Source organism: Tepidimonas taiwanensis, assembly GCF_020162115.1.
GTDB classification, from domain to species: domain Bacteria; phylum Pseudomonadota; class Gammaproteobacteria; order Burkholderiales; family Burkholderiaceae_C; genus Tepidimonas; species Tepidimonas taiwanensis.
The window spans coordinates 2,429,339-2,449,196 of sequence record NZ_CP083911.1 but is presented as its reverse complement, the minus strand read 5'-3'; the positions used below and the strand labels follow the sequence as shown (position 1 = coordinate 2,449,196).

General features: G+C 68.6%; 18 protein-coding genes. 8 read left to right on the top strand and 10 right to left on the bottom strand.

Annotated elements, in window-relative coordinates; all coding sequences use genetic code 11:
• Nucleotides 1–3: 3 nt before the first annotated feature.
• From LCC91_RS11575 to dacB, 4 genes are read left to right on the top strand one after another with little or no spacing between them, the layout of a single operon-like run.
• The gene (locus tag LCC91_RS11575) at nucleotides 4–732 is read left to right on the top strand and encodes a DUF4194 domain-containing protein (RefSeq protein ID WP_082007652.1); all 729 of its coding nucleotides are present in this window, start codon (nucleotides 4–6) and stop codon (nucleotides 730–732) included.
• On the top strand, nucleotides 725–4,144 hold the full coding sequence (locus LCC91_RS11570) for an ATP-binding protein (protein WP_043702339.1): 3,420 nt from the start codon (nucleotides 725–727) through the stop codon (nucleotides 4,142–4,144). Before LCC91_RS11575 ends, LCC91_RS11570 begins: the two co-directional genes overlap by 8 nt.
• A 14-nt stretch (nucleotides 4,145–4,158) precedes the next feature.
• On the top strand, nucleotides 4,159–5,349 hold the full coding sequence (locus tag LCC91_RS11565; RefSeq protein ID WP_043702342.1) for a DUF3322 domain-containing protein: 1,191 nt from the start codon (nucleotides 4,159–4,161) through the stop codon (nucleotides 5,347–5,349).
• 8 nt (nucleotides 5,350–5,357) lie between these two features.
• Nucleotides 5,358–6,839, top strand: coding sequence for a D-alanyl-D-alanine carboxypeptidase/D-alanyl-D-alanine endopeptidase (gene dacB, locus LCC91_RS11560; protein ID WP_043702345.1), 1,482 nt, complete (start codon nucleotides 5,358–5,360; stop codon nucleotides 6,837–6,839).
• Between the two features lie 132 nt (nucleotides 6,840–6,971).
• On the opposite strand, the gene LCC91_RS11555 is transcribed toward dacB, so the two are convergent.
• Nucleotides 6,972–7,475, bottom strand: coding sequence for a GNAT family N-acetyltransferase (locus tag LCC91_RS11555; protein WP_043702348.1), 504 nt, complete (start codon nucleotides 7,473–7,475; stop codon nucleotides 6,972–6,974).
• Complete coding sequence (locus tag LCC91_RS11550) at nucleotides 7,472–7,747, bottom strand: type II toxin-antitoxin system TacA family antitoxin (RefSeq protein ID WP_043702352.1); 276 nt, start codon at nucleotides 7,745–7,747, stop codon at nucleotides 7,472–7,474. The genes LCC91_RS11555 and LCC91_RS11550 overlap by 4 nt, the downstream gene beginning before the upstream one ends.
• A 135-nt stretch (nucleotides 7,748–7,882) precedes the next feature.
• Here LCC91_RS11550 and LCC91_RS11545 point away from each other — a divergent pair, with 135 nt between their 5' ends.
• The gene (locus tag LCC91_RS11545) at nucleotides 7,883–8,047 is read left to right on the top strand and encodes an antitoxin MazE family protein (RefSeq protein ID WP_082007653.1); all 165 of its coding nucleotides are present in this window, start codon (nucleotides 7,883–7,885) and stop codon (nucleotides 8,045–8,047) included.
• 271 nt (nucleotides 8,048–8,318) lie between these two features.
• Here LCC91_RS11545 and LCC91_RS11540 read toward each other — a convergent pair whose 3' ends face one another.
• Nucleotides 8,319–8,630, bottom strand: a complete 312-nt coding sequence (locus LCC91_RS11540; protein ID WP_043702356.1) for a hypothetical protein — start codon at nucleotides 8,628–8,630, stop codon at nucleotides 8,319–8,321.
• Between the two features lie 121 nt (nucleotides 8,631–8,751).
• On the bottom strand, nucleotides 8,752–9,711 hold the full coding sequence (locus tag LCC91_RS11535; protein WP_043702360.1) for a LysR family transcriptional regulator: 960 nt from the start codon (nucleotides 9,709–9,711) through the stop codon (nucleotides 8,752–8,754).
• A 114-nt stretch (nucleotides 9,712–9,825) separates the two neighbouring features.
• Here LCC91_RS11535 and LCC91_RS11530 point away from each other — a divergent pair, with 114 nt between their 5' ends.
• Nucleotides 9,826–11,352 carry a CoA-acylating methylmalonate-semialdehyde dehydrogenase gene (locus LCC91_RS11530; RefSeq protein WP_143898079.1) on the top strand — a complete coding sequence of 509 codons (1,527 nt, stop codon included), beginning with the start codon at nucleotides 9,826–9,828 and terminating at the stop codon, nucleotides 11,350–11,352.
• Between the two features lie 69 nt (nucleotides 11,353–11,421).
• Nucleotides 11,422–13,107, top strand: coding sequence for a GMC family oxidoreductase (locus tag LCC91_RS11525; protein WP_260679995.1), 1,686 nt, complete (start codon nucleotides 11,422–11,424; stop codon nucleotides 13,105–13,107).
• Nucleotides 13,108–13,434: 327 nt separating this feature from the next.
• On the opposite strand, the gene LCC91_RS11520 is transcribed toward LCC91_RS11525, so the two are convergent.
• The 3 genes from LCC91_RS11520 to LCC91_RS11510 form a co-directional block, all read right to left on the bottom strand.
• Nucleotides 13,435–13,743, bottom strand: coding sequence for a flagellar basal body protein (locus LCC91_RS11520; RefSeq protein WP_143898080.1), 309 nt, complete (start codon nucleotides 13,741–13,743; stop codon nucleotides 13,435–13,437).
• A gap of 75 nt (nucleotides 13,744–13,818) precedes the next feature.
• Nucleotides 13,819–15,102 carry a solute carrier family 23 protein gene (locus LCC91_RS11515; protein WP_043702374.1) on the bottom strand — a complete coding sequence of 428 codons (1,284 nt, stop codon included), beginning with the start codon at nucleotides 15,100–15,102 and terminating at the stop codon, nucleotides 13,819–13,821.
• 115 nt (nucleotides 15,103–15,217) lie between these two features.
• Entirely contained in the window at nucleotides 15,218–15,751 is a 534-nt protein-coding gene (locus LCC91_RS11510; protein WP_052231672.1) for a DUF2939 domain-containing protein, read from the bottom strand.
• 192 nt (nucleotides 15,752–15,943) lie between these two features.
• On the opposite strand from LCC91_RS11510, the gene LCC91_RS11505 reads away from it, so the two are divergent.
• Nucleotides 15,944–16,813, top strand: coding sequence for an HDOD domain-containing protein (locus LCC91_RS11505; RefSeq protein WP_052231673.1), 870 nt, complete (start codon nucleotides 15,944–15,946; stop codon nucleotides 16,811–16,813).
• Between the two features lie 94 nt (nucleotides 16,814–16,907).
• Here LCC91_RS11505 and LCC91_RS11500 read toward each other — a convergent pair whose 3' ends face one another.
• The 3 genes from LCC91_RS11500 to LCC91_RS11490 form a co-directional block, all read right to left on the bottom strand.
• The gene (locus LCC91_RS11500) at nucleotides 16,908–17,819 is read right to left on the bottom strand and encodes a DMT family transporter (protein WP_143898086.1); all 912 of its coding nucleotides are present in this window, start codon (nucleotides 17,817–17,819) and stop codon (nucleotides 16,908–16,910) included.
• Nucleotides 17,816–18,301 carry a flavin reductase family protein gene (locus LCC91_RS11495; RefSeq protein ID WP_143898088.1) on the bottom strand — a complete coding sequence of 162 codons (486 nt, stop codon included), beginning with the start codon at nucleotides 18,299–18,301 and terminating at the stop codon, nucleotides 17,816–17,818. The genes LCC91_RS11500 and LCC91_RS11495 overlap by 4 nt, the downstream gene beginning before the upstream one ends.
• 107 nt (nucleotides 18,302–18,408) lie before the next feature.
• A complete protein-coding gene (locus tag LCC91_RS11490) occupies nucleotides 18,409–19,752 on the bottom strand; it encodes a D-amino acid dehydrogenase (RefSeq protein ID WP_043702383.1) in 1,344 nt (447 codons plus the stop codon).
• Nucleotides 19,753–19,858 lie beyond the last annotated feature (106 nt).

Genomic DNA, 19,858 nt, shown 5'->3' with positions numbered 1-19,858 from the left:
GAGATGAACAGGGGGGAGAGCAACGTGAACGAGGCGCTGTATGAAAGCGAACACGGTGGCCTGCAACGGTTCGACGGCAATCCCGTCGAAAGCCCGGCCAGCCCGCCGACCGCCGTGCCCGAGCTGTCGCGCCTGATGGTGCTGCTGCTCAAAGGCGTGCTCTATCGCGAGGATGACGAGCGGCTGTGGGCGAGCCTGCTCGATCTGCAGGCGCGGGTGCGCGAGCAAGCCGCCGTGCTGCTGCTCGAACTGATGCTGGATGAGGCCGAGGGCTACGCCTTCCTCAAGAGCCGCCCAGACCTGGACGAGGGCGATGGTGCGTCGCGCCTGCCCCGGCTCATCGCCCGTCGCCCGCTGTCCTACCCGGTGAGCCTGATGCTCGCGCTGCTCAGAAAGCGCCTGGCCGAGTTCGACGCCAGCGGCGGTGGCACGCGGCTGGTGCTCTCGCGCGACGACATTGCCGAGCTGATGCGCGTGTTCCTGCCCGATGGTCCGAACGAGGCACGGTTGATCGACCAGGTGGACGCGACCATTGCCAAGGTGGTCGAACTGGGTTTCTTGCGCCGGCTCAAGCCCGCGGCGGGCGGTGCCCACGATCGGGGGCTCTACGAGGTGCGACGCATACTGAAGGCCTTCGTCGATGCCCAGTGGCTGGCGGATTTCGACGCGCGGCTGGAGGCCTACCGCACGGCACGGATGGAGGACGCGGGCAAGGAGGAGGGCGATGCCTGAAGCCGTCACCCTGGGGTTGGATTTCGTGGCCGACGACAGCCGCGTCGGTTTTCGACTCGAGCGGCTGGAGGTGCTCAACTGGGGCACCTTCGACAAGCGCGTGTGGCGGCTCGATCTGGGTGGCCGCAATGGCCTGCTGACCGGTGACATCGGCTCGGGCAAGTCCACGCTGGTCGATGCGATCACGACGCTACTCGTGCCGGCGCACCGCGTGGCCTACAACAAGGCCGCTGGGGCGGATGCCCGCGAGCGGTCCTTGCGCTCCTACGTGTTGGGCCACTACAAAAGCGAGCGCAACGAGGTCACCGGCACGGCCAAGCCGGTGGCGCTGCGCGATGCGTCGAGCTACTCGGTGATCCTGGGCGTTTTTCGCAACGAGGGCTACGACCAGTCCGTGACGCTGGCCCAGGTGTTCTGGTTCAAGGACCCGCAGGGCCAGCCCGCGCGCCTGTTCGTGGCGGCGGAACGGGCACTGACCATCGCCGACGATTTCAGCGGCTTTGGCAGCGATATCAACGCGCTACGCAAGCGGCTGCGCGGCGCGGGCTGCGAGCTGTTCGACAGCTTCCCGCCGTATGGGGCCTGGTTTCGCCGGCGCTTCGGTATCGAGCACGAGCAGGCGCTGGAGCTCTTCCACCAGACCGTGTCGATGAAGTCGGTGGGCAACCTCACGGACTTTGTGCGCACGCACATGCTGGAGCCCTTCGATGTGGCAAGCCGCATCGAGGCGCTGATCCGCCACTTCGACGACCTGGACCGGGCACATCAGGCGGTGCTCAAGGCCAAGCGCCAGGTCGAAATGCTCTCCCCCCTGGTCGAGGACGGCCAGCGTCACGCCCAGCTTGCCGCCGAGATTCAGGGCTGGCGCGAGGCGCGCGACCAGCTCCGGCCGTATTTCGCCCGGCTCAAGGGTGAGCTGCTGGAGCGGCGGCTGTCCTCGCTGGCGGAAGAGGCCTCCCGGCTCGATGCGCAGATCGCGCGGCTCGATGCGGAGCGGGAGGCCGCCCGCGTCGAGGTCGGCCGGCTGGAGCGGGCCTTGCGCGACAACGGTGGGAATCGTCTGGAAGAGCTGGCGGCGGAGATCCGCCGGCTGGAGCAGGACAAGGCCCAGCGCCAGCAGCGTGCCGACCGTTACCGTGCGCTGCTCGCCCGCCTCGACGAATCCATGCCCCTTGACGAGGCGGGCTTCCTCGCCCAGCAGCAGGGCATCCATCAGCGGGCCGAAGACTTGCGCAGCCGTATCGCCGAGCTGGACAACCGCGAGCGCGAGGAGGACTTCGTCTTTCGCAAGGGCCGCGAAGAACACCGCGCCTTGTCGGAGGAAATCGAAAGCCTCGCCCGGCGAAAGAGCAATATCGACGCCGCCCAGATCCGCATCCGCGAGGCGCTGTGTGCGGCCCTTGCCATCCCCGAGGACGAACTGCCCTTTGCAGGTGAACTCATCCAGGTGCGCGAGGACGAGCGCGATTGGGAAGGGGCGGCGGAGCGGCTGCTGCGCAACTTTGGCCTGTCGCTGCTGGTGCCGGAGGCGCACTACCCCGCGGTGGCCGAGTGGGTGGAGCGTCAGCACCTGGGCGCGCGGCTGGTCTATTTTCACGTGCGTGCACGCAAGGCTGCCCAGGGCGCGGCCCTGCATCCGCAGTCGCTCGTGCGCAAGCTCGTCATCAAGCCGGATTCACCGCATTACGAGTGGCTGGAGCAGGAGCTCAAGGTCCGCTTTGACTTCGCCTGTTGCGACACGGTCGAGCAGTTTCGCCGCGAGGCGCGCGCCATCACCCGCGCGGGGCAGATCAAGGACCCGAGCGGGCGTCACGAGAAGGACGACCGGCACCGGATCGATGACCGCAGCCGCTACGTGCTCGGCTGGAGCAATGCCGACAAGCTGCGCACCCTACGCGATCAACGCGAACGGCTGGAAGCCAAGCTGGCGACCCTGGCGCAGCGCATCGTCTCGATTCAGCAGGCACGCAACGAACTGCAAAGCCAGCTGGAGGCGCTCAGCAAGCTGGAGGAGTTCACCCAGTTTGCCGACCTCGACTGGATGAGCCCGGCTCGCCAGATTGCCGCACTCACCGAGGAACGTGCACGGCTCGAGGCCGCCTCCAACGTGCTGCAGGAGCTGGGCCGGCAGCTCGCGGCGGCGCAGGCGCGTTTGGCGGAGGTAGAAAGCCAGCGCGACGCGGTACGCGACAAACGCGCCACGGTGGCCACCAAGCAGGAGGTGGCACAGGCGCAGCGCGAGCAGTCGCAAGCGGCGTGGGCGGCTGCCCCCCTGACCGACGCCCACATCGAGCGGCTGGACGCCTGGCGCGCGCAGGCGCTGGGCGCGCATCAGCTCACGGTGGAGTCGTGCGACAACCGCGAGCAGGAGGTGCGCCAGTGGCTGCAGCAACGCATCAATGCTGCGGACAAGCGGCTGACCCATTTGTCCGAAAAGATCATCAACGCCATGCGCGGCTTCAAGGAGGCGTTCAAGGCCGAGACCGTCGACATGGACGTGGCGCTGGCCGCACTGCCGGAGTACGAACGCATGCTCGACGGGCTCCAGCGCGATGACCTGCCCCGCTTCGAGGCGCGTTTCAAGGAGCTGCTCAACGTCAACACCATCAACGAGATCGCCAACTTCAACGCCCAGCTCGCCCGCGAGCGGGAGGAGATCAAGGCGCGCGTTGCGCGCATCAACCAGTCGCTGCTCGCCATCGACTACAACCCCGGGCGCTACATCACGCTGGTCGCAGCCCCCAGTCCGGACGCAGAAATCCGCGACTTTCAGCAGGCCCTGCGCGCCTGCACCGAAGGCACCCTCACGGGTTCGGCCGACGAGCAGTATTCAGAAGCGAAGTTTCTGCAGGTCAAGGCCATCATCGACCGCTTCCGTGGCCGCGAGGGGCTGGCAGAGGCCGATCGGCGCTGGATGACCAAGGTCACCGACGTGCGCAACTGGTTCCTCTTCTCCGCCAGCGAGCGCTGGCGTGCCGATGATGCAGAGCATGAGCACTATTCCGACTCCGGCGGCAAGTCGGGTGGACAGAAGGAAAAGCTCGCCTACACCGTGCTGGCCGCGAGCCTCGCCTATCAGTTTGGCCTGGAATGGGGGGCGGTGCGTTCGCGTTCCTTCCGCTTTGTGGTGATCGACGAGGCGTTCGGGCGCGGGTCGGATGAGTCGGCGCAGTATGGCCTGCGCCTGTTTCAGCAGCTCAATCTGCAGCTCCTGATCGTTACGCCACTGCAGAAGATCCACATCATCGAGCCGTATGTCGCCAGCGTGGGCTTCGTGCACAACGAGGGCGGGCGCGACTCACGATTGCGCTGCCTGACGATCGAGGAGTACCGGGCGCAGAAAGCCGCAGAAACGGCGACGGCGGCGAGCCCCCGTGCAGCGGGTGCGCAGGCAGCCGTTGCGGTCGCGTAGGGCGGGACGGCACTATGAACTGGACCACACCAGCCGACCTGCGTGCCCAAGTGCAGCGGCTGTGGGATCGCGGCGAACTGCTGCGTGCAACCGTCACCGAGACGATGGCGTGGCCGTTGCGCCTGACGCTCAAAACCCCCACGGCAGCCGAACTGACCGAGCGCTTCGAGGCGGTACGGGCTTGGGTTCAGACACTCGCTGCCACACCCCAGGTGCGGCTCGAATGGCGTGCGTGGCACCATCGCGTCTTGGGAGCGCAGCGATTGCCGGTCAGCGCCTGGGTCGACACGCGGGAAGCGGCGATCGCGTGGATCGGGAAGACGCGCGCCGCCCAGTGTTTTCAGGTCCTTTGGCAGCAGACGGCTGTCGTTCAACCGGCGCTGCTGCCGTGGCTGCTGCGGCGGCCGCTGCAGGCATTGGAGTTGGCCGATCGTTGGGAACGGCTGCTCGCCGTCGTGGCCTGGCTGCAAGCGCATCCGCGTCCGGGCGTCTATCTGCGCCAAGTGGATGCCCCTGGTGTGGACAGCAAGTTCATCGAGGCCCATCGGGGCGTCCTGACCGAATGGCTCGACCTCGCGTTGCCCCCTGCGGCGATCGACACGAGCGCGACCGGCGTGGCCCAGTTCACACGTCGCTACGGTTTTCGTGACAAGCCGCTTCGGATCCGGTTTCGGCTGCTCGATCCCGCGCTTCCTTTCCTGCCAGGGTGCCCGGCCAGTGCCGATGCGTTGCCCGACATCACCTTGGATGCCACCCATTTCGCCGCTTTGCGGCTGCCGGTGCAGCAGGTGTTCATCACCGAGAACGAAACGAACTTCCTCGCTTTCCCCGCGCTCCCGTGCGCGATGGTGCTTTTTGGCGCGGGCTACGGGTGGGAAGCGCTGGCGCAAGCCGACTGGCTGCATGGTGTCGCGCTCGTCTACTGGGGCGATATCGATACCCACGGCTTTGCCATCCTCGACCAGCTGCGAACGCTTTTTCCCCATGTCACGTCCCTCTTGATGGACCGAGAGACACTGCTCGCGCACCGACAGCACTGGGGTGAAGAGTCAGACCCCATCGCACGCGATTTGCCGCGCCTGACACCGGAGGAGGCGGCCGTCTATGACGATCTGCGATTCCATCGCTTGCAGCCGCGTCTGCGTTTGGAGCAGGAGCGCATCGGGTACGCGTGGGTCGAGCGGCACTTGCACAGGTGGAGGTGAGAACGGTCATGGCACGGCGATGCTTTGCCATCGTGGCAGCGATCTGTGTGGCTGCGGGGCTGCCTCCGCCATCGGTTGCCTCGGCTGCGCCAGCGGTGGGGCTGCCGGCTGCCGTCGCGCAGCCGCTTACCCGCGCCCGCATCCCCGCTGACGCGCTGTCGGTGGTGGTGGCGGACGTGACCGCCGCCGGGCGCGTACACCTGGCGCACCGCGCGGACGTTCCGATGAACCCCGCGTCGGTGATGAAGCTGGTGACGACCGTCGCGGCGCTCGATGTGTTGGGCCCCGCGTACACGTGGCGCACAGCGGTGTACGCGGACGGCCCGGTGCGCGACGGGGTGCTGGCCGGATCGTTGTACCTGCGCGGCGATGGTGACCCGAAGCTCGTGACCGAGCGGCTGTGGCTGCTGCTGCGGCGCGTGCAGGCGCTGGGCATTCGGCACGTGGCGGGCGACATCGTGCTGGACCGCAGCGCGTTCGACCTGCCGCCGCACGATCCCGGCGCGTTCGATGGCGAGCCGCTGCGCCCCTACAACGCCGCGCCGGACGCGCTGCTGGTCAACTTCCGGGCGCAGGTGTTCACGTTCGTTCCCGATCCGGTGGCGGGGGTCGCGCGCATCGGCATGGAGCCGCCGCTGGCGGAGGTGACGGTGCCGCAGACGGTGCCGCTGGCCGATGGCCCGTGCGACGACTGGCGTGCGGCGCTGCAGGCGGACTGGTCGGACGCGCGCGCGCCGCGTTTTCGCGGGCGTTATCCGGCGTCGTGCGGGGAGCGCGTGTGGCCGGCTGCGCACCCGGATCCGGCACGGCACGCCGCCCGCGCGGTGGCGGGCGTGTGGGCGGCGCTAGGTGGCACGCTCGCGGGACAGGTCCGCGACGGCACCGTGCCACCGGGGTTGGCGCCGCGGTTCGTGTTCGAGTCCCCCCCGTTGATTGAGGTGGTGCGCGACGTCAACAAGTTCAGCAACAACGTGATGGCGCAGCAACTGTTGCTGACGCTGGCGCGGGCCGCCGGCGGTAGCGCCCCGCCCGGTGCGCAGGGGCCGGCGCCGCAGCCAGGGGGCCGTCCCCCCGCCGCGACGTTCGATGCCGCGCGTGCCGTGGTGCAGGCGTGGTGGCGCGAACGGCTGGGGCCGGACGTCCCCGCGCCGGTCATCGACAACGGCGCGGGGCTCAGCCGCGAGGCGCGCGTGACGGCCGCGGCGCTGGCGCGGCTGCTGCAGTGGGTGTGGGCGAGCCCGTGGATGCCGGAGCTGATGGCGTCGCTGCCCGCAGCGGGCATCGACGGGACGCTGCGGCGCAGCCCGATGGGCGCGGGCGTGGCGCACCTGAAGACCGGCAGCCTCGCGGACGTGCAGGCGCTGGCGGGGTACGTGCACGGCCCCCGTGGGCAGCGGCGCGTGCTGGTGGCGATCGTCAACCACCCCAACGCCCGCGCCGCGCGCCCTGCGCTGGACGCGCTGGTGCAGTGGGCGGCGCAGCTGCCGTGAGGCGGCCACGGGCGGTTAACGCTGGGGGAAGACCGTGAAGCCGCATCGTGAGCGGTTCTCGTCCGTGGCCAAGAGCCTGGGCTTGGTTCGCCGAGGCCCGCATGCTGCTGCGCAGACTCATCACTTGAATTGCTAAACCCCCTCTACAGCGCGAACCGTGGCCAGCGGCAAGAACAGGGTGAGTGGTGAGTCGATCAAGGCGATGAAGCCGTGATGCCGGTAGAAGGCGGCGGCCTCGTCTTTGGCGTCCACCATGAGGGCGAAGGCGGCAATCTCGGAGCGCGCGGCGCGGCTTAGCGCATCGGCCAGCAACGCGCCACCGAGGCCTTGGCCTTTGAATGCCCGATCGACCGCCAGACGCCCCATACGAACAGCGGGCACTGTCGGATAGCGCGGCAGCTTTTTGCCGATGCCGGGCGGCAGATCGGCCAGCAGCAGGCTCGCCGAAGCCAGCGTGTAGTAGCCCGCGATGCGCTGCCCATCCGCCAAGGCGACGAAGCAGGCAGCGATGCGACGCCGCACATCTTGCGAGGCTTGCTCGCGCAAGTAGCGATTGAGGGCGGGGTTGTCGCAATCAAAGGCCAAGCGATCATGCGTGGCATCCAGCGGCACCACGCGAAACCGGGCTTGGCTCATTCAGTGATCAGCAGCTTGCGGCGGCGCGCGAATGCACGCTCGAGGGCCGGGGCCGCAGGGGGCGGTGATAGCAACGCCTGCGCGAAGTGTTCTTGGTCGGACAGGGTCAGCCGAATCACTTCCGATTCCTCGATGGCGCGTCGTGCGGCGTCCTGCACGGTGGAGACGACAAAGTCGGTCACGGTGCGCCCCTGAAGGGCCGCGGCACGCTTGATCAGCGCATGCAGCTCGGCGCTGATTCGGGCTTCGAGACGAGCGGTAGCGACAGACATGGTTTGTCCTCCTGCGTACTATTGTACGGCAAGTGGCCGTACAAAAGCATACCCCATTTCTATGTGCCAAGAAGCCTCCTTTTCTCTACGATGTCGGATGTGACGGCGTGATTCCTTGGCACCCAGCAAACCCCCATGACACAGACATCTTCTGCCCAACGAATGCAGAGACACCGGGCGAAGCTCAGGTCGCAAGGGATGCGCGTGGTGCAGTTGTGGGTGCCGGACACCCGGCGGGCCGACTTCACCGCGGAGTGTCGACAGCAATCGGCTTTGCCACGTGTCCCTATCGGGGCCTGAAGAAAAACGCGGCCAAGCGAACGATGTGCGCAGCGCTGGCCAACCTGTACATGGCGCGGTGCAAGCTGTTGATGATCTCGACAGGATGAGTGCGCCCGCGCCGGCCGCAAACGACGGCCGCGGGGCGAACAACGCCCCGAAAGGAGCGAAAACCGGCCCCGAATCCGGACAAAACGAGCGCCACGTTACGTCGTGTGCAAAGCCAGAGGCCGTATGGAGCCGGCCGGGTCTCGGAAGCAGAGTTGTGCTGGGCTCTCTATAAACCCGGCGGTTACCTCGCTGTTGGCAACCCTGTGGGGGGGCTTGGCGGGCCGATGACTGGCGCGATGTGGTCGCTGATGTAGCGCAGTAGGCAGCCCCAGCGGTCGAGGTCCTTGAACTGCTCCGCAGTGGCGCTGACGTGGCGCACGGCCTTGCCGATATTGGCGAGCAGCCGCTTGAGCACGTCGGCGCGGCCGTGCAGCGGCGTCAGGTACAGCGTCGTCTGGTCTCGGACACTTTTCTGGTGTCCGTACTGCGGCTGGAGGCTTGCGTCGATGCCCGGCACCTTGGGGCGATCGAGCGTCTCGCGCACCGAATGCATCAGGCCCGGGCGCGGCCACGCCGCGCTGGCCGCTTCGTCAAGGTGCCCGAGCGCCCGGCGCAGTGCGTCTTCGCTGACGAACGCGATTCGCCCTGGATTTCCGCCCGCATGGGCAGAGTCCTCAAATCGAGGTCATGGATTCAGGCAAATCCCCAAAGCCGCTCTTCATCGCCTGGCGCAGGTAGTCCGTGAACAGCGACACCGCGCGTGGCACATGCACCGTGTAGGGCCGGATAGCATAGATGCGGTCGGCAAACGACCCCACAGGGGTCCAGCTCGGCAGCACTTGCACCAGCTTGCCCGCGTGCAGTGCCGCCTGCGCGCTGAAGTCCGGCAGCAACGCGATACCCAGCCCCGCCAGCGCTGCATCGCGCAAAACCTCGCTGTTGTTGGCGGCCAGCGATCCGCGCACCAATACCGTCACCCGTTCGCCCAAGCGCGCATCGCGCGGCTCCAGCGTCCAGGCTGGGCGCTCTTGCGGGCGAGGGTAGTGCAAACAGTTGTGTTCGCTGAGGTCCGCTGGATGTTGCGGCGTGCCCGCTCGCCGCAGGTAGGCCGTGCTGGCCACCAGTACCGAACGCGTAGTGCACAACTGCACCGCCACATGGGTGGCCGGCGGGTGGGCGGTGTGTCGGATCGCAAGATCAAAACCCTCGGTGGCCAACGAACTCAATCGATCCGACAGGTTCAGCTCGATGTGCACCTGCGGGTACTGGCGCAGAAACGCAGGCAGCCGCGGCACGATTTGCTGCCGCGCCAAGGCCACCGGCGCGGTCACACGCAATAGCCCCTGCGGTACGCCGGCGAGGTCGCGCACCTGGGCAAAGCTCTGACTGATTTGCTCGAAGGCTGCGCGCGTCTGATCCACCAGCCGCTGGCCCGCTTCGGTCAGGCGCACGCTGCGGGTGCTGCGTTGCACCAGTGTCACGCCCGCGATGCGTTCCAGTTCGGCAATGCGCTGGCTCACAGCGGCCTTGCTCACGCCCAGGCGTGCCGCCGCTGCGGTGTAGCTGCCCTGTTCGGCGAGCACAGTTAGCCAGTGACAATGACTCCAGAGTTCGGTCATTTTCTTGACGGTCATGGTCTCATTGTTCACGAAAGTGAACAATCAATTCAAGTTTCAAGTCTTGTATCGGCGCGGTTCGGTTCATAGACTGCGGGCATCGAGGCATCTACGTCGACCGGAGGCGCATTCATGAACGCACGTCACCCCACCATCACCGACATCCCGCACTACGTGGCGGGTACCCGCTTTGCCGGCACTTCCTCCCGCGCGCAGGATGTGACCAACCCCGCCACCGGTACGGTCACCGCACGGGTGGCACTGGCCGACGCTGCCGATGTCGACGCGGCGGTGGCGGCGGCGCAGGCGGCGTTTCCCGCCTGGGCGGAGGTGCCGCCGCTGCGCCGTGCGCGTGTCATGTTCAAATTCCTGGAGCTGCTCAATCGGCACAAAGACGAACTCGCGCGCCTCATCACCGCCGAGCACGGCAAGGTCTTCACCGACGCGCAGGGCGAGGTCACGCGCGGCATCGAGATCGTCGAGTTCGCGTGCGGCATCCCGCAGCTGCTCAAGGGCGACTACACCGACCAGGTATCCACCGGCATCGACAACTGGACGCTGCGGCAGCCGCTGGGGGTGGTGGCGGGCATCACGCCGTTCAACTTCCCCGTCATGGTGCCGATGTGGATGTTCCCCATCGCGATCGCGTGCGGCAACACCTTCGTGCTCAAGCCCAGCCCGATCGACCCCACACCGTCGCTGCGCATCGCCGATCTCCTCAAGGAGGCCGGCCTGCCCGATGGTGTCTTCAACGTCGTGCAGGGTGACAAGGTGGCGGTGGACGCGCTGCTGGAACACCCGGACGTGCGCGCCATCAGCTTCGTCGGCTCGACGCCGGTGGCGCAGCACCTGTACGAGACCGGGGCGCGCCACGGCAAGCGCGTGCAGGCGCTGGGCGGCGCGAAGAACCACATGGTGGTGATGCCGGACGCCGACCTCGACCAGGCGGTCGATGCGCTGATCGGCGCGGCGTTCGGCTCGGCGGGCGAGCGCTGCATGGCGATCTCGGTGGGCGTGCTCGTGGGCGACGTGGCCGATCGGATCATGCCGCGGTTGGTCGAGCGCACGCGCGCCCTCAAGGTCATGGATGGCATGAACCCAGAGGCTGAAATGGGGCCGATCGTCACCGAGGCGGCGCGCCAGCGCATTGTTGGCTACATCGAAGCCGGTCTGCGCGAGGGCGCGCAGCTGCTGGTGGACGGCCGCACCTTCGACGCCCGCCGCGCCGGGCCCGGGTGCGAGGGCGGCTTCTGGCTCGGCGGCACGCTCTTCGACCACGTCACGCCCGAGATGTCGATCTACCGCGAGGAGATTTTCGGGCCCGTGCTGTCGTGCGTGCGCGTGCCGGATTTTGCGGCGGCGCTGCAGCTCGTCAACGCACACGCCTATGGCAATGGCACGGCGTGCTTCACGCGCGACGGGCACATTGCGCGCGAGTTCGCGCGCCGCGTGCGCGCCGGGATGGTGGGCATCAACGTGCCGATCCCGGTGCCGATGGCGTGGCACGGCTTTGGCGGCTGGAAAAAGAGCCTCTTTGGCGACATGCATGCCTACGGCGAGGAGGGCGTACGCTTCTACACTGCGCAAAAGAGCGTGATGCAGCGCTGGCCCGAGAGCACGCCCAAAGGTGCCGAGTTTGTGATGCCGACCGCGCACTGAAGTGACGCAACCGGTTGTCGGTCACTGCGGACTCTCGTACCTTCACCGCTACCGAAAGGATGCTCCGCCGTGCACACCGCCACGCCTCTCGTGTTCGACTTCATTGTCGTTGGTGCTGGTACCGCCGGCTGTCTGTTGGCCAACCGGCTCTCGGCCGACCCGCAGCGGCGCGTGTTGCTCGTCGAGGCTGGCGGGCGCGACGACTACCTGTGGATCCACATCCCGGTGGGGTATTTGTACTGCATCGGCAACCCGCGCACCGATTGGCTCTACCAAACCGAACCCGAGGCTGGGCTCAACGGGCGGCGGCTGCGCTACCCGCGCGGCAAGGTGCTGGGCGGCTGCTCCAGTATCAACGGCATGATCTACATGCGTGGGCAGGCGCGCGACTACGATCACTGGGCCCGTCTGACTGGAGAGGACGCGTGGTCGTGGGCGAACTGCCTGCCCGACTTTAAGGCGCACGAGGATCACTACCGGCTCGACGCCGGGGATGACCCGGCGTTTGCCGCCTTGCACGGCCACCGGCGCACCGGCAGCACCGGCGAGTGGCGGGTGGAGCGTCAGCGGCTGCGCTGGGACATCCTGGATGCCTTTGCGCAGGCGGCGCAGCAGGCCGGTATCCCCGCCACCGACGACTTCAACCGCGGCGACAACGAGGGCGTGGGCTATTTCGAGGTCAACCAGCGCCGCGGCTGGCGCTGGAACGCGGTCAAGGCCTTCCTGCCTCCGGACGTGCGGCACCGTCCGAACCTGACCGTGTGGACCGGCGCGCAGGTCAAGCGCCTGCTGCTTGCGCGTGACGCGGCCGGCGCGCTGCGCTGCGAAGGGGTGGAGCTGTGGAGCGGGCGCGGCATGGTCACCGCCCACGCGGTGCGCGAGGTGGTGCTCAGCGCCGGTGCCATCGGCAGCCCGCAGATCCTGCAGCGCTCCGGCATCGGTCCCGCGTCGTGGCTGCAGCCGCTCGGTATCGAGGTGATGGCGGACTTGCCGGGAGTTGGTGCCAATTTGCAGGACCATCTGCAAATCCGCGCGGTCTTCCAGATTCGCGGGGCCGAGACGCTCAACACGCTGGCCCGCACGTGGTGGGGCAAGGCGCGCATCGGCCTGCAGTATTTGCTCACGCGCAGCGGCCCGATGAGCATGGCCCCGAGCCAGCTGGGGGCCTTCACGCGCAGCACGCCGGATCGCCCGTGGCCGAATATCGAGTACCACGTGCAGCCGCTGAGCCTGGACGCGTTTGGCGAGCCGCTGCACCCCTTCCCGGCCTTCACCGCCAGCGTGTGCAACCTCAACCCAACGAGCCGCGGTACGGTGCGCATCCGCAGCCCGCGCTTCGAGGACGCACCGGCCATCGCGCCCAACTACCTCTCGACGCCCGAGGACCGGCAGGTCGCCGCCGACAGCCTGCGCCTGACGCGGCGCATCGTCGCGCAGCCGGCGCTGGCCCGCTTCGAGCCGCAGGAATACCGCCCGGGCGTGCAGTACCAGAGCGACGAGGAGCTGGCGCGGCTTGCCGGGGACATCGCGACCACGATCTTCCACCCGGTGGGCACGACCGCAATGGGGCCGGACGGCGACCCGATGGCCGTGACCGACCCCCACCTGCGCGTGCGCGACGGGCGCGGCGGCCGCATCGTGGGCCTGCGCGTGGTGGACGCCGGCATCATGCCCACCATCACCAGCGGCAACACCAACAGCCCGACGCTGATGATCGCGGAAAAAGCCGCGCGCTGGATCCGCGCCGGGGTCTGAGCCGCTCGCACCGCCCCGGTGTGTTCACGTACTCCCGCAGGGGCCGCTCGTGGGACTGTCTTATCAGGGACGATGCGGCCCAGAGAGCCACCTCGCCACCAAGGTTGCCTGCGGCGACACTCACCGACACCGCCGGCGTGTTCCACACCGCCGTGTGGTGGCATACGGGTTTTTCCGGAGCGGCGGCGCGAGCGAAGATGCCTAGAATGGCCGCAGTGGGTTGGTTCTCTTGCCAAAACGAGAGCATCCAACCGAGGGCAGAGAGACGAGGAGACAAGGCAATCACTGACGACACCGGTGGCATCGTCCCCGGTGTTTTTCTTTTGCTCAGGCGCGCGTGTCGAGCAGCCGCCCCAGCGACCCCAGTGCCTCATCCGCGCGCTGCAGCACGCGCAGGTTGGCCACATACGCGTTCGCCGCCACCCGCTGCTCCACGAGATCGGCCGCCAGATCCGCACCGGCCTGCGGGCGCTTGTCGATCGACACGCGCACGCCCCCGTCGGCGAGCGCTTCGGCGCGCACCTCGCCGCGCCGAAACCCCTCGGTCTGCGCGTTGGCGATATTGTGCGCGGCGTTGTCCAGCCGCACCTGCGCTGCGCGCAGACCCGACGCCGCGACGTTCATGACGTTGTTCATGCGTGCAGTCTACGACGAGCCGCCACCCATCGGCGCACCGCGCCGACGGACGGTCGGGTGCGCGCGGGCCGCGCGTCAGCCCGCGCGCCGGTTGAGCAGCGCGTACAGCCCGATGGCGCCGAAGGTGGCGGTACCGATGCCACCCAGCGCGAAGTCGCCGAACTTCAGCGTGAAGTCGCCCGTGCCCAGCACCAGCGTGATCGCCGCGACCAGCAGGTTTTTGTTGTCGGAAAAGTCGACCTGGTTGTCCACCCAGATCTTGGCGCCGGCCACCGCGATCAGGCCGAACACCACGATCGACACCCCGCCCATCACCGCCAGCGGAATCGCCTGGATGAGCGCGCCGAACTTCGGCGAAAAGCCCAGCAAGATCGCCATCAGCCCCGCGACGACGAAGATCGCGGTGGAATAGATCTTGGTCGCCGCCATCACGCCGATATTTTCGGCGTAGGTCGTCACGCCCGTGCCGCCGACGCTGCCGGCGACCATCGTCGCCACCCCGTCGCCCATGAACGCGCGGCCCATGTAGACGTCCAGGTTTTTGCCCGTCATCGCCGTGACCGCCTTGATGTGGCCGAGGTTTTCCGCAACCAGGATCACCGCCACCGGGGCGATCAGCAGCATCGCCTGCGCGCTGAAGACGGGCGCGCTGAACTGCGGCAGCCCGAACCACGGCGCATTGGCGATACCGGAGAGGTCGATCGGCTTGCCCAGCCCCAGCCCGTTGGTCAGCACGCCGTACACGACGCTGGCGACGATCAGGCCCATGAGGATCAGCAGCCGCTGCACCATGCCGCGCGTGAACACCGCCACCAGCCCTACGCAGACGAAGGTCAGCGCCTGCATCCACGCGTCGAACGCGGTGGGCGCCATGTTCTTGACCGGGATGTGCGCGAGGTTGAGGCCGATGACCGCCACCACCGAGCCCGTGACGACCGGTGGCATCAGGCGCTCGATCCAGCCGGTGCCGATCGCCTGCACGATTGCGCCGATGACGAAATACAGCGCGCCGCAGGCGATGATGCCGCCCAACGCCACACCGATGTTGGCGTTGGGCCCCTGCCCGGCGTAGCCCGTCGCCGCGATCACCACCCCGATGAAGGCAAAGCTCGACCCCAGATAGCTGGGCACCTTGCCACCCGTCATCAGGAAAAAGATCAGCGTTCCGACGCCGCTCATCAGCACCGCGACGTTGGGGTCGAAGCCCATCAGGATCGGCGCCAGCACCGTCGCACCAAACATCGCGATCAGGTGCTGCACGCCCAGCATCGCCGTCTGCGGCCAGGGCAGCCGCTCGTCCGGGCCGATGACGCCGCCGGCCTGCAGCGCGGCGTCGGATTTTTCCGTCCAACTGAACATGGTGGTTCTCACTCCAAGAGGCGTTGCGCACAAATGGGTGAGATTGTGCCGCGCGTTGACTGCACGCACGCGGTGCGCTGTCGTGTCGGGCGGGCAGGCCCCTGCCCTTTGTCCTTTATGGCCGGGGGATGCGAAGGCCCGTCAGCTTCCAGTCGGCAAAACCGCGGCGCTCAAAGACAAACCCAACGGCCTCGCTGGTGTCGGAGCCCGCATCGCCGCGATACGCGATGATGCGGTCGGTGCTGGGGCGCTCGAACGTCCACTCAGCCCCAGACGTCGATTCCTGGGATGGTTCAGGCCTTTCTTGGGGTGACCGCAGGCCGAACTCGCCGCGCTGCATCGCTTGCATGACGGCCTCGGGGCTGACGAGCGCATCGATCATGGGATTGACCAGCGCCAAACCCAATGCTGCTCCCAGTGCCTCGAAGCCACCGCTGTTGGTCATTTTTTCCGTCAACGCGGCGGCAAATTGTTCTTTGACGCTGGCGCGCAGCCGCGCGTAGTCGACCCGGGCATTGAACGCCTCGGCATCCCTTTGCTGCGCGGCCCTTTGCAAGGCGTGCATCGCCACGTACGGGGAGTAGTACCAATAAGCAGCCACGGCTGCGATGACCACGGCAACCAAAACCAGCGCGCGTTTGGCCTGCATCGCTTTCCCCCCTCCTGCGTGACGAAATCCGAGTGGACACAAAAAGCGGCAAAACTGCCACCGCACACATTGTAGAGGCAGTTTGTTCGCCAACGCAGGGGCTGTGTCGGGGCGCGTGCGCCCTCGTGACGGCCGCCGTGGCGTAAAGCCTTGGCGGCGAGCGTCATCACTTCGCGGCACAATCCCCGCATCATGAGCGATTCCACCGTCGAAGCCGAGCTGGATCGGGCGCGCCAACGCGGCCCGGTGCGCGACATCGTCATTCCGCCGTGCCCGGAGCTGCTGCGCCAGCTGCAGGAGGCGACCGCGCACGGCGAACCCGACCCCGCCGAGCTGGAGCGCATCGCCGCCAGCGACGTGGCGATGGCCGCCGCGCTGATCCGCCAGGCCAACAGCCCGCTGTACGGCCTGCAGCAGCCGGTGGTGACGGTGGGCCAGGCGCTCACGGTGCTGGGCGTGCGCCCGGCCGTGCAGCTGCTGATGGGGTTCCTGACGCGGCAGGCGCTGCACGTGCCCGCCCCGGTGCTGGCGCACTTCTGGGAGAGCTCGACCCGGCGCGCGATCGCCTGCGAGCACATCGGGCACCAGCTCTACGACATGGACCCGGGGCTGGCGTACAGCTTCGGCCTGTTTTGCCATGTCGGCATGCCGGTGCTGCTGCGCGGCGTGCGCGGCTACGCTGCCACGATCGCCGAGGCGTTGGCGCGCAAGGACCGCACCTTCACCCAGACCGAAAACGCCAACCACCGCACGGACCACGCGGTGGTGGGGGCGATCGTCGCGCGCACCTGGCGGCTGCCCGGTGCGGTCGCGGTGGCGATCCGGCTGCACCACGATTTCACGTGCCTGGCGGACACGCGCTACTCGGACACCGTACGCCACCTGGTGGCGATGGGGCTGATCGCCGACCACCTGGTGCAGCAGCACGAGGGGGTGCCGCCATCACCCGACTGGGCGCAGCACGGCGAGGCTTGTCGGCAGCACCTGCAGGTCGGCGCGGCCGAGATCGATCACTGGCTCGACGCGCTGTACCCGGCGTTCGACGCGGTGCAGGCGCCCTGACGCGCCCGCCCTGGGCCGCGCGGCGGGCGGTTGCGCACGACGCCCTGCGCCGCCACCCTCGCCACCTCCGCCGCGACCGGGGTCGCCGGGACGGTCAGCGCCGGTTGACGAGCACGATCCCCAGCGCCACACCGGCCAGCGCCAGCACCAGCCGCAGCGTCAGCGGTTCGCCCAGCAGCACGACGCCAAAAACCAGCGCAAAGAGCGGCGTGAGGAAGGTGAACGTCGCCACCCGCGTGACCGGGTAGTGGCGCAGCATCCACATCCACGCCAGGTAGCTGGCGAACGCCCCGACCGCCGTCTGCAAAAACACCGATCCCCACGCCGCGGCCGGGTAGTCCAGCGACCACGGTTCGCGCAGCGCCAGCGACAGCAGTGGCGTGACCAGCGCGGTGACGCCGAGCTGGTAGAAGAGCGACTTTTCGGCGCTGACGGTGGCCACGCGCGTGGTGCGGATCGCCACCGTCGTCAGGCCCCAGAACAGCCCGGCGGCCAGCCCCAGCGCGTCGCCGCGCCACTGGCCCGGCGCGGTGGGTTGGGTGAACGCCTCGCTGAACGCGAGCGCCACCGCGCCGAACGCCACCCACAGCCCCAGCCACTGGCGCCGGTGCAGCCGCTCCGACGGCACGAAGCGCGGCACCAACAGCGCCACCCAGAACGGACTGGTGTAGAGGAACACCGTCAGCCGCGACGCCGGCGTGTACTGCAGCCCAATGTAGATGCAGACGAACTCCGCCGCGAACAACAACCCCGCGAGCAGGCCACCGCCCAGCGAGCCGTCACGCCCGAACAGCGCCACGCCGCGCCAGCGGCACCACAGCCACAGCAGCGCGGTGGCGCCCCACATGCGCAGCGACGCCTGCCACAACGGCGGGATGTCGCGCCCCGCCCATTTGATGAGGATTTGCTGAAAGCCCCAGAATGCGCAGCACACGACCAGCAGCGTCACCGCCAGCGTGTCGAGCTGCGCTTTGCGCGTCACGGGTGCGGGAGTCGCAGCGCTCATGTCGGCAGCCCCGTGTAAAAACGCCCCCCGTGGTAGAGCAACGGCGCGCGCGCCTCGTCGTGACGACAGCGCAGCACCTCACCGACCAGGATCACGTGGTCCCCCTCCGGGTAGCGGCTGCGGCTGCGGCACTCGAAAACCGCTGCACACCCCGGCAGCAGCGGCACCCCTTCCGCGCTGGGCTGCCACGGCTGCTGCGCCCAGCGGTCTACGTCGCGCCGCGCGAAGCGTTCGGCCAGCGCCTGCTGGTCCGCGGCGAGCACGTGGATCGCGTAATGCGCCGCGGTCTGGAACACCGGCAGCGCGCGCGACTGCAGCGCCAGGCTCCACAGCACCAGCGGCGGCTGCAGTGAGACGGAGTTGAAGGAGTTGACGGTCAGGCCCACCGGCGCGCCGTCGGCCGCCCGGGCCGTGACGATGGTCACCCCGGTGGCGAAGCGCCCGAGCGCGGCCCGCAGCCGCTCGGGCACGGGGTCGGACATGGGCCCCGATGGTACCCGCTGCGCGCGACGCGCGGGGCTGGCCGCCCCCATGCCCCCGCCGCCCACGCGCCCGCGGCCATGCCCACTGCCGCGGGAGACGTCGGCCGTCACGCCGCCGCGGACGCCGCGCGCGCCGACCGCGCGCGCTGGCGCGCGTCGGCCCCGAAGCCGACGAAGTCCATCGCGATCGCCGGGCGCTCGCCGCTGATCAGCTCCGCCAGCGCCCGGCCCGACCCCGCGCCGTGTGTCCAGCCCAGCGTGCCGTGCCCCGCGTTGATCCACAGGCGCGCGAGCGGCAGCCGGCCGATCAGCGGGATGTTGGTCGGCGTCGCCGGGCGCAGGCCGCACCAGAACTGCGGATCGCCGCCCTGCTCGGGCGTGCGCGTGTCGGCGACGCCAGGGAACAGCTCCTCGATGCGCTGCAGCAGCATCTCGCAGCGTGCCCGCGCCACCGGCGTGTCGAGCCGCAGGTCGAAGCCGCCCAGCTCGATCGTGCCGGCCACGCGCAGCCGGTCGCCCAGGCGCGAGATCGCGATCTTGCGCCCGTCATCCAGCAGGCTGACCTGCGGCGCGCGCGCCGGGTCGCGCAGCGCCAGCGTCGCGCTGTAGCCCTTGCCCGGGTAGATCGGCACGCGGATGCCGACGCTGGCCAGCAGCGGCGTGGTGTACGACCCGCAGGCGACGACGTACGCGTCGGCCTGCAGCGCCTGCGTGCGGCCGTCGGCGCGCGCACGCACGTGCACGCGCTCGACCGCGCCACCCACGACCTCCAGCCGTTCGATATCGTGGCCGAACAGCAGTTGCGCGCCGCGCTCGGCGCAGCGGCGCGCCAGCGCCTGCGTGAAGACACGCGCGTCGCCGTGCTCGTCGGTGGGGGTGTAGGTGCCGCCCGCGATGCGGTCGGCCACCGCCTGCAGCGCGGGTTCGATGCGCAGCAGCTCCTCGCGCGAGACGACGCGGCGCTGCACACCATGGCGGCGCATCAGCTCGGCGGCTGCCCCGGCTTCCTCGAACGCCTTCGCGTCCGTGTAGACGTGCGCGATGCCGCGCTCGCTGCGCTGGTATTCGATGCCGGTGTCGGCCACCATCTGCTTGAGCGTGGCGTGGCTGAACGCGCCCAGCGAGACGAGTTGCGCGACGTTGCGCTCGAACGCCCGGTCTGTGCATTGGCCCAGGAACTGCAGCAGCCAGCGCCACTGCGCGGGGTCGAGCTGCGGGCGCCACAGCAGCGGCGCCTGCTTGTCGAACATCCACTTGAGCGCCTTCAGCGGCGCCTGCCGGTTGGCCCACGGCTCACAGTAGCTCACGGAAATCTGCGCCGCGTTGGCAAAGCTGGTCTCCAGCGCCGCGTCGGGCTGGCGGTCGACCAGCACGACCTCGTGCCCGCGCTGCAGCAGATGCCACGCCGTCGAGGTGCCGATGATGCCCGCGCCCAATACCACCACTCGCATGCTTGTCTCCTGTGGCAGCGTGGCGGCGCCCCATGCGCCGGCGTTGCGGCTGCCCGATGGTCGCGAGTGTGCGCGAAGCCCGCAAAAAGATGAAGCAAGATTCACC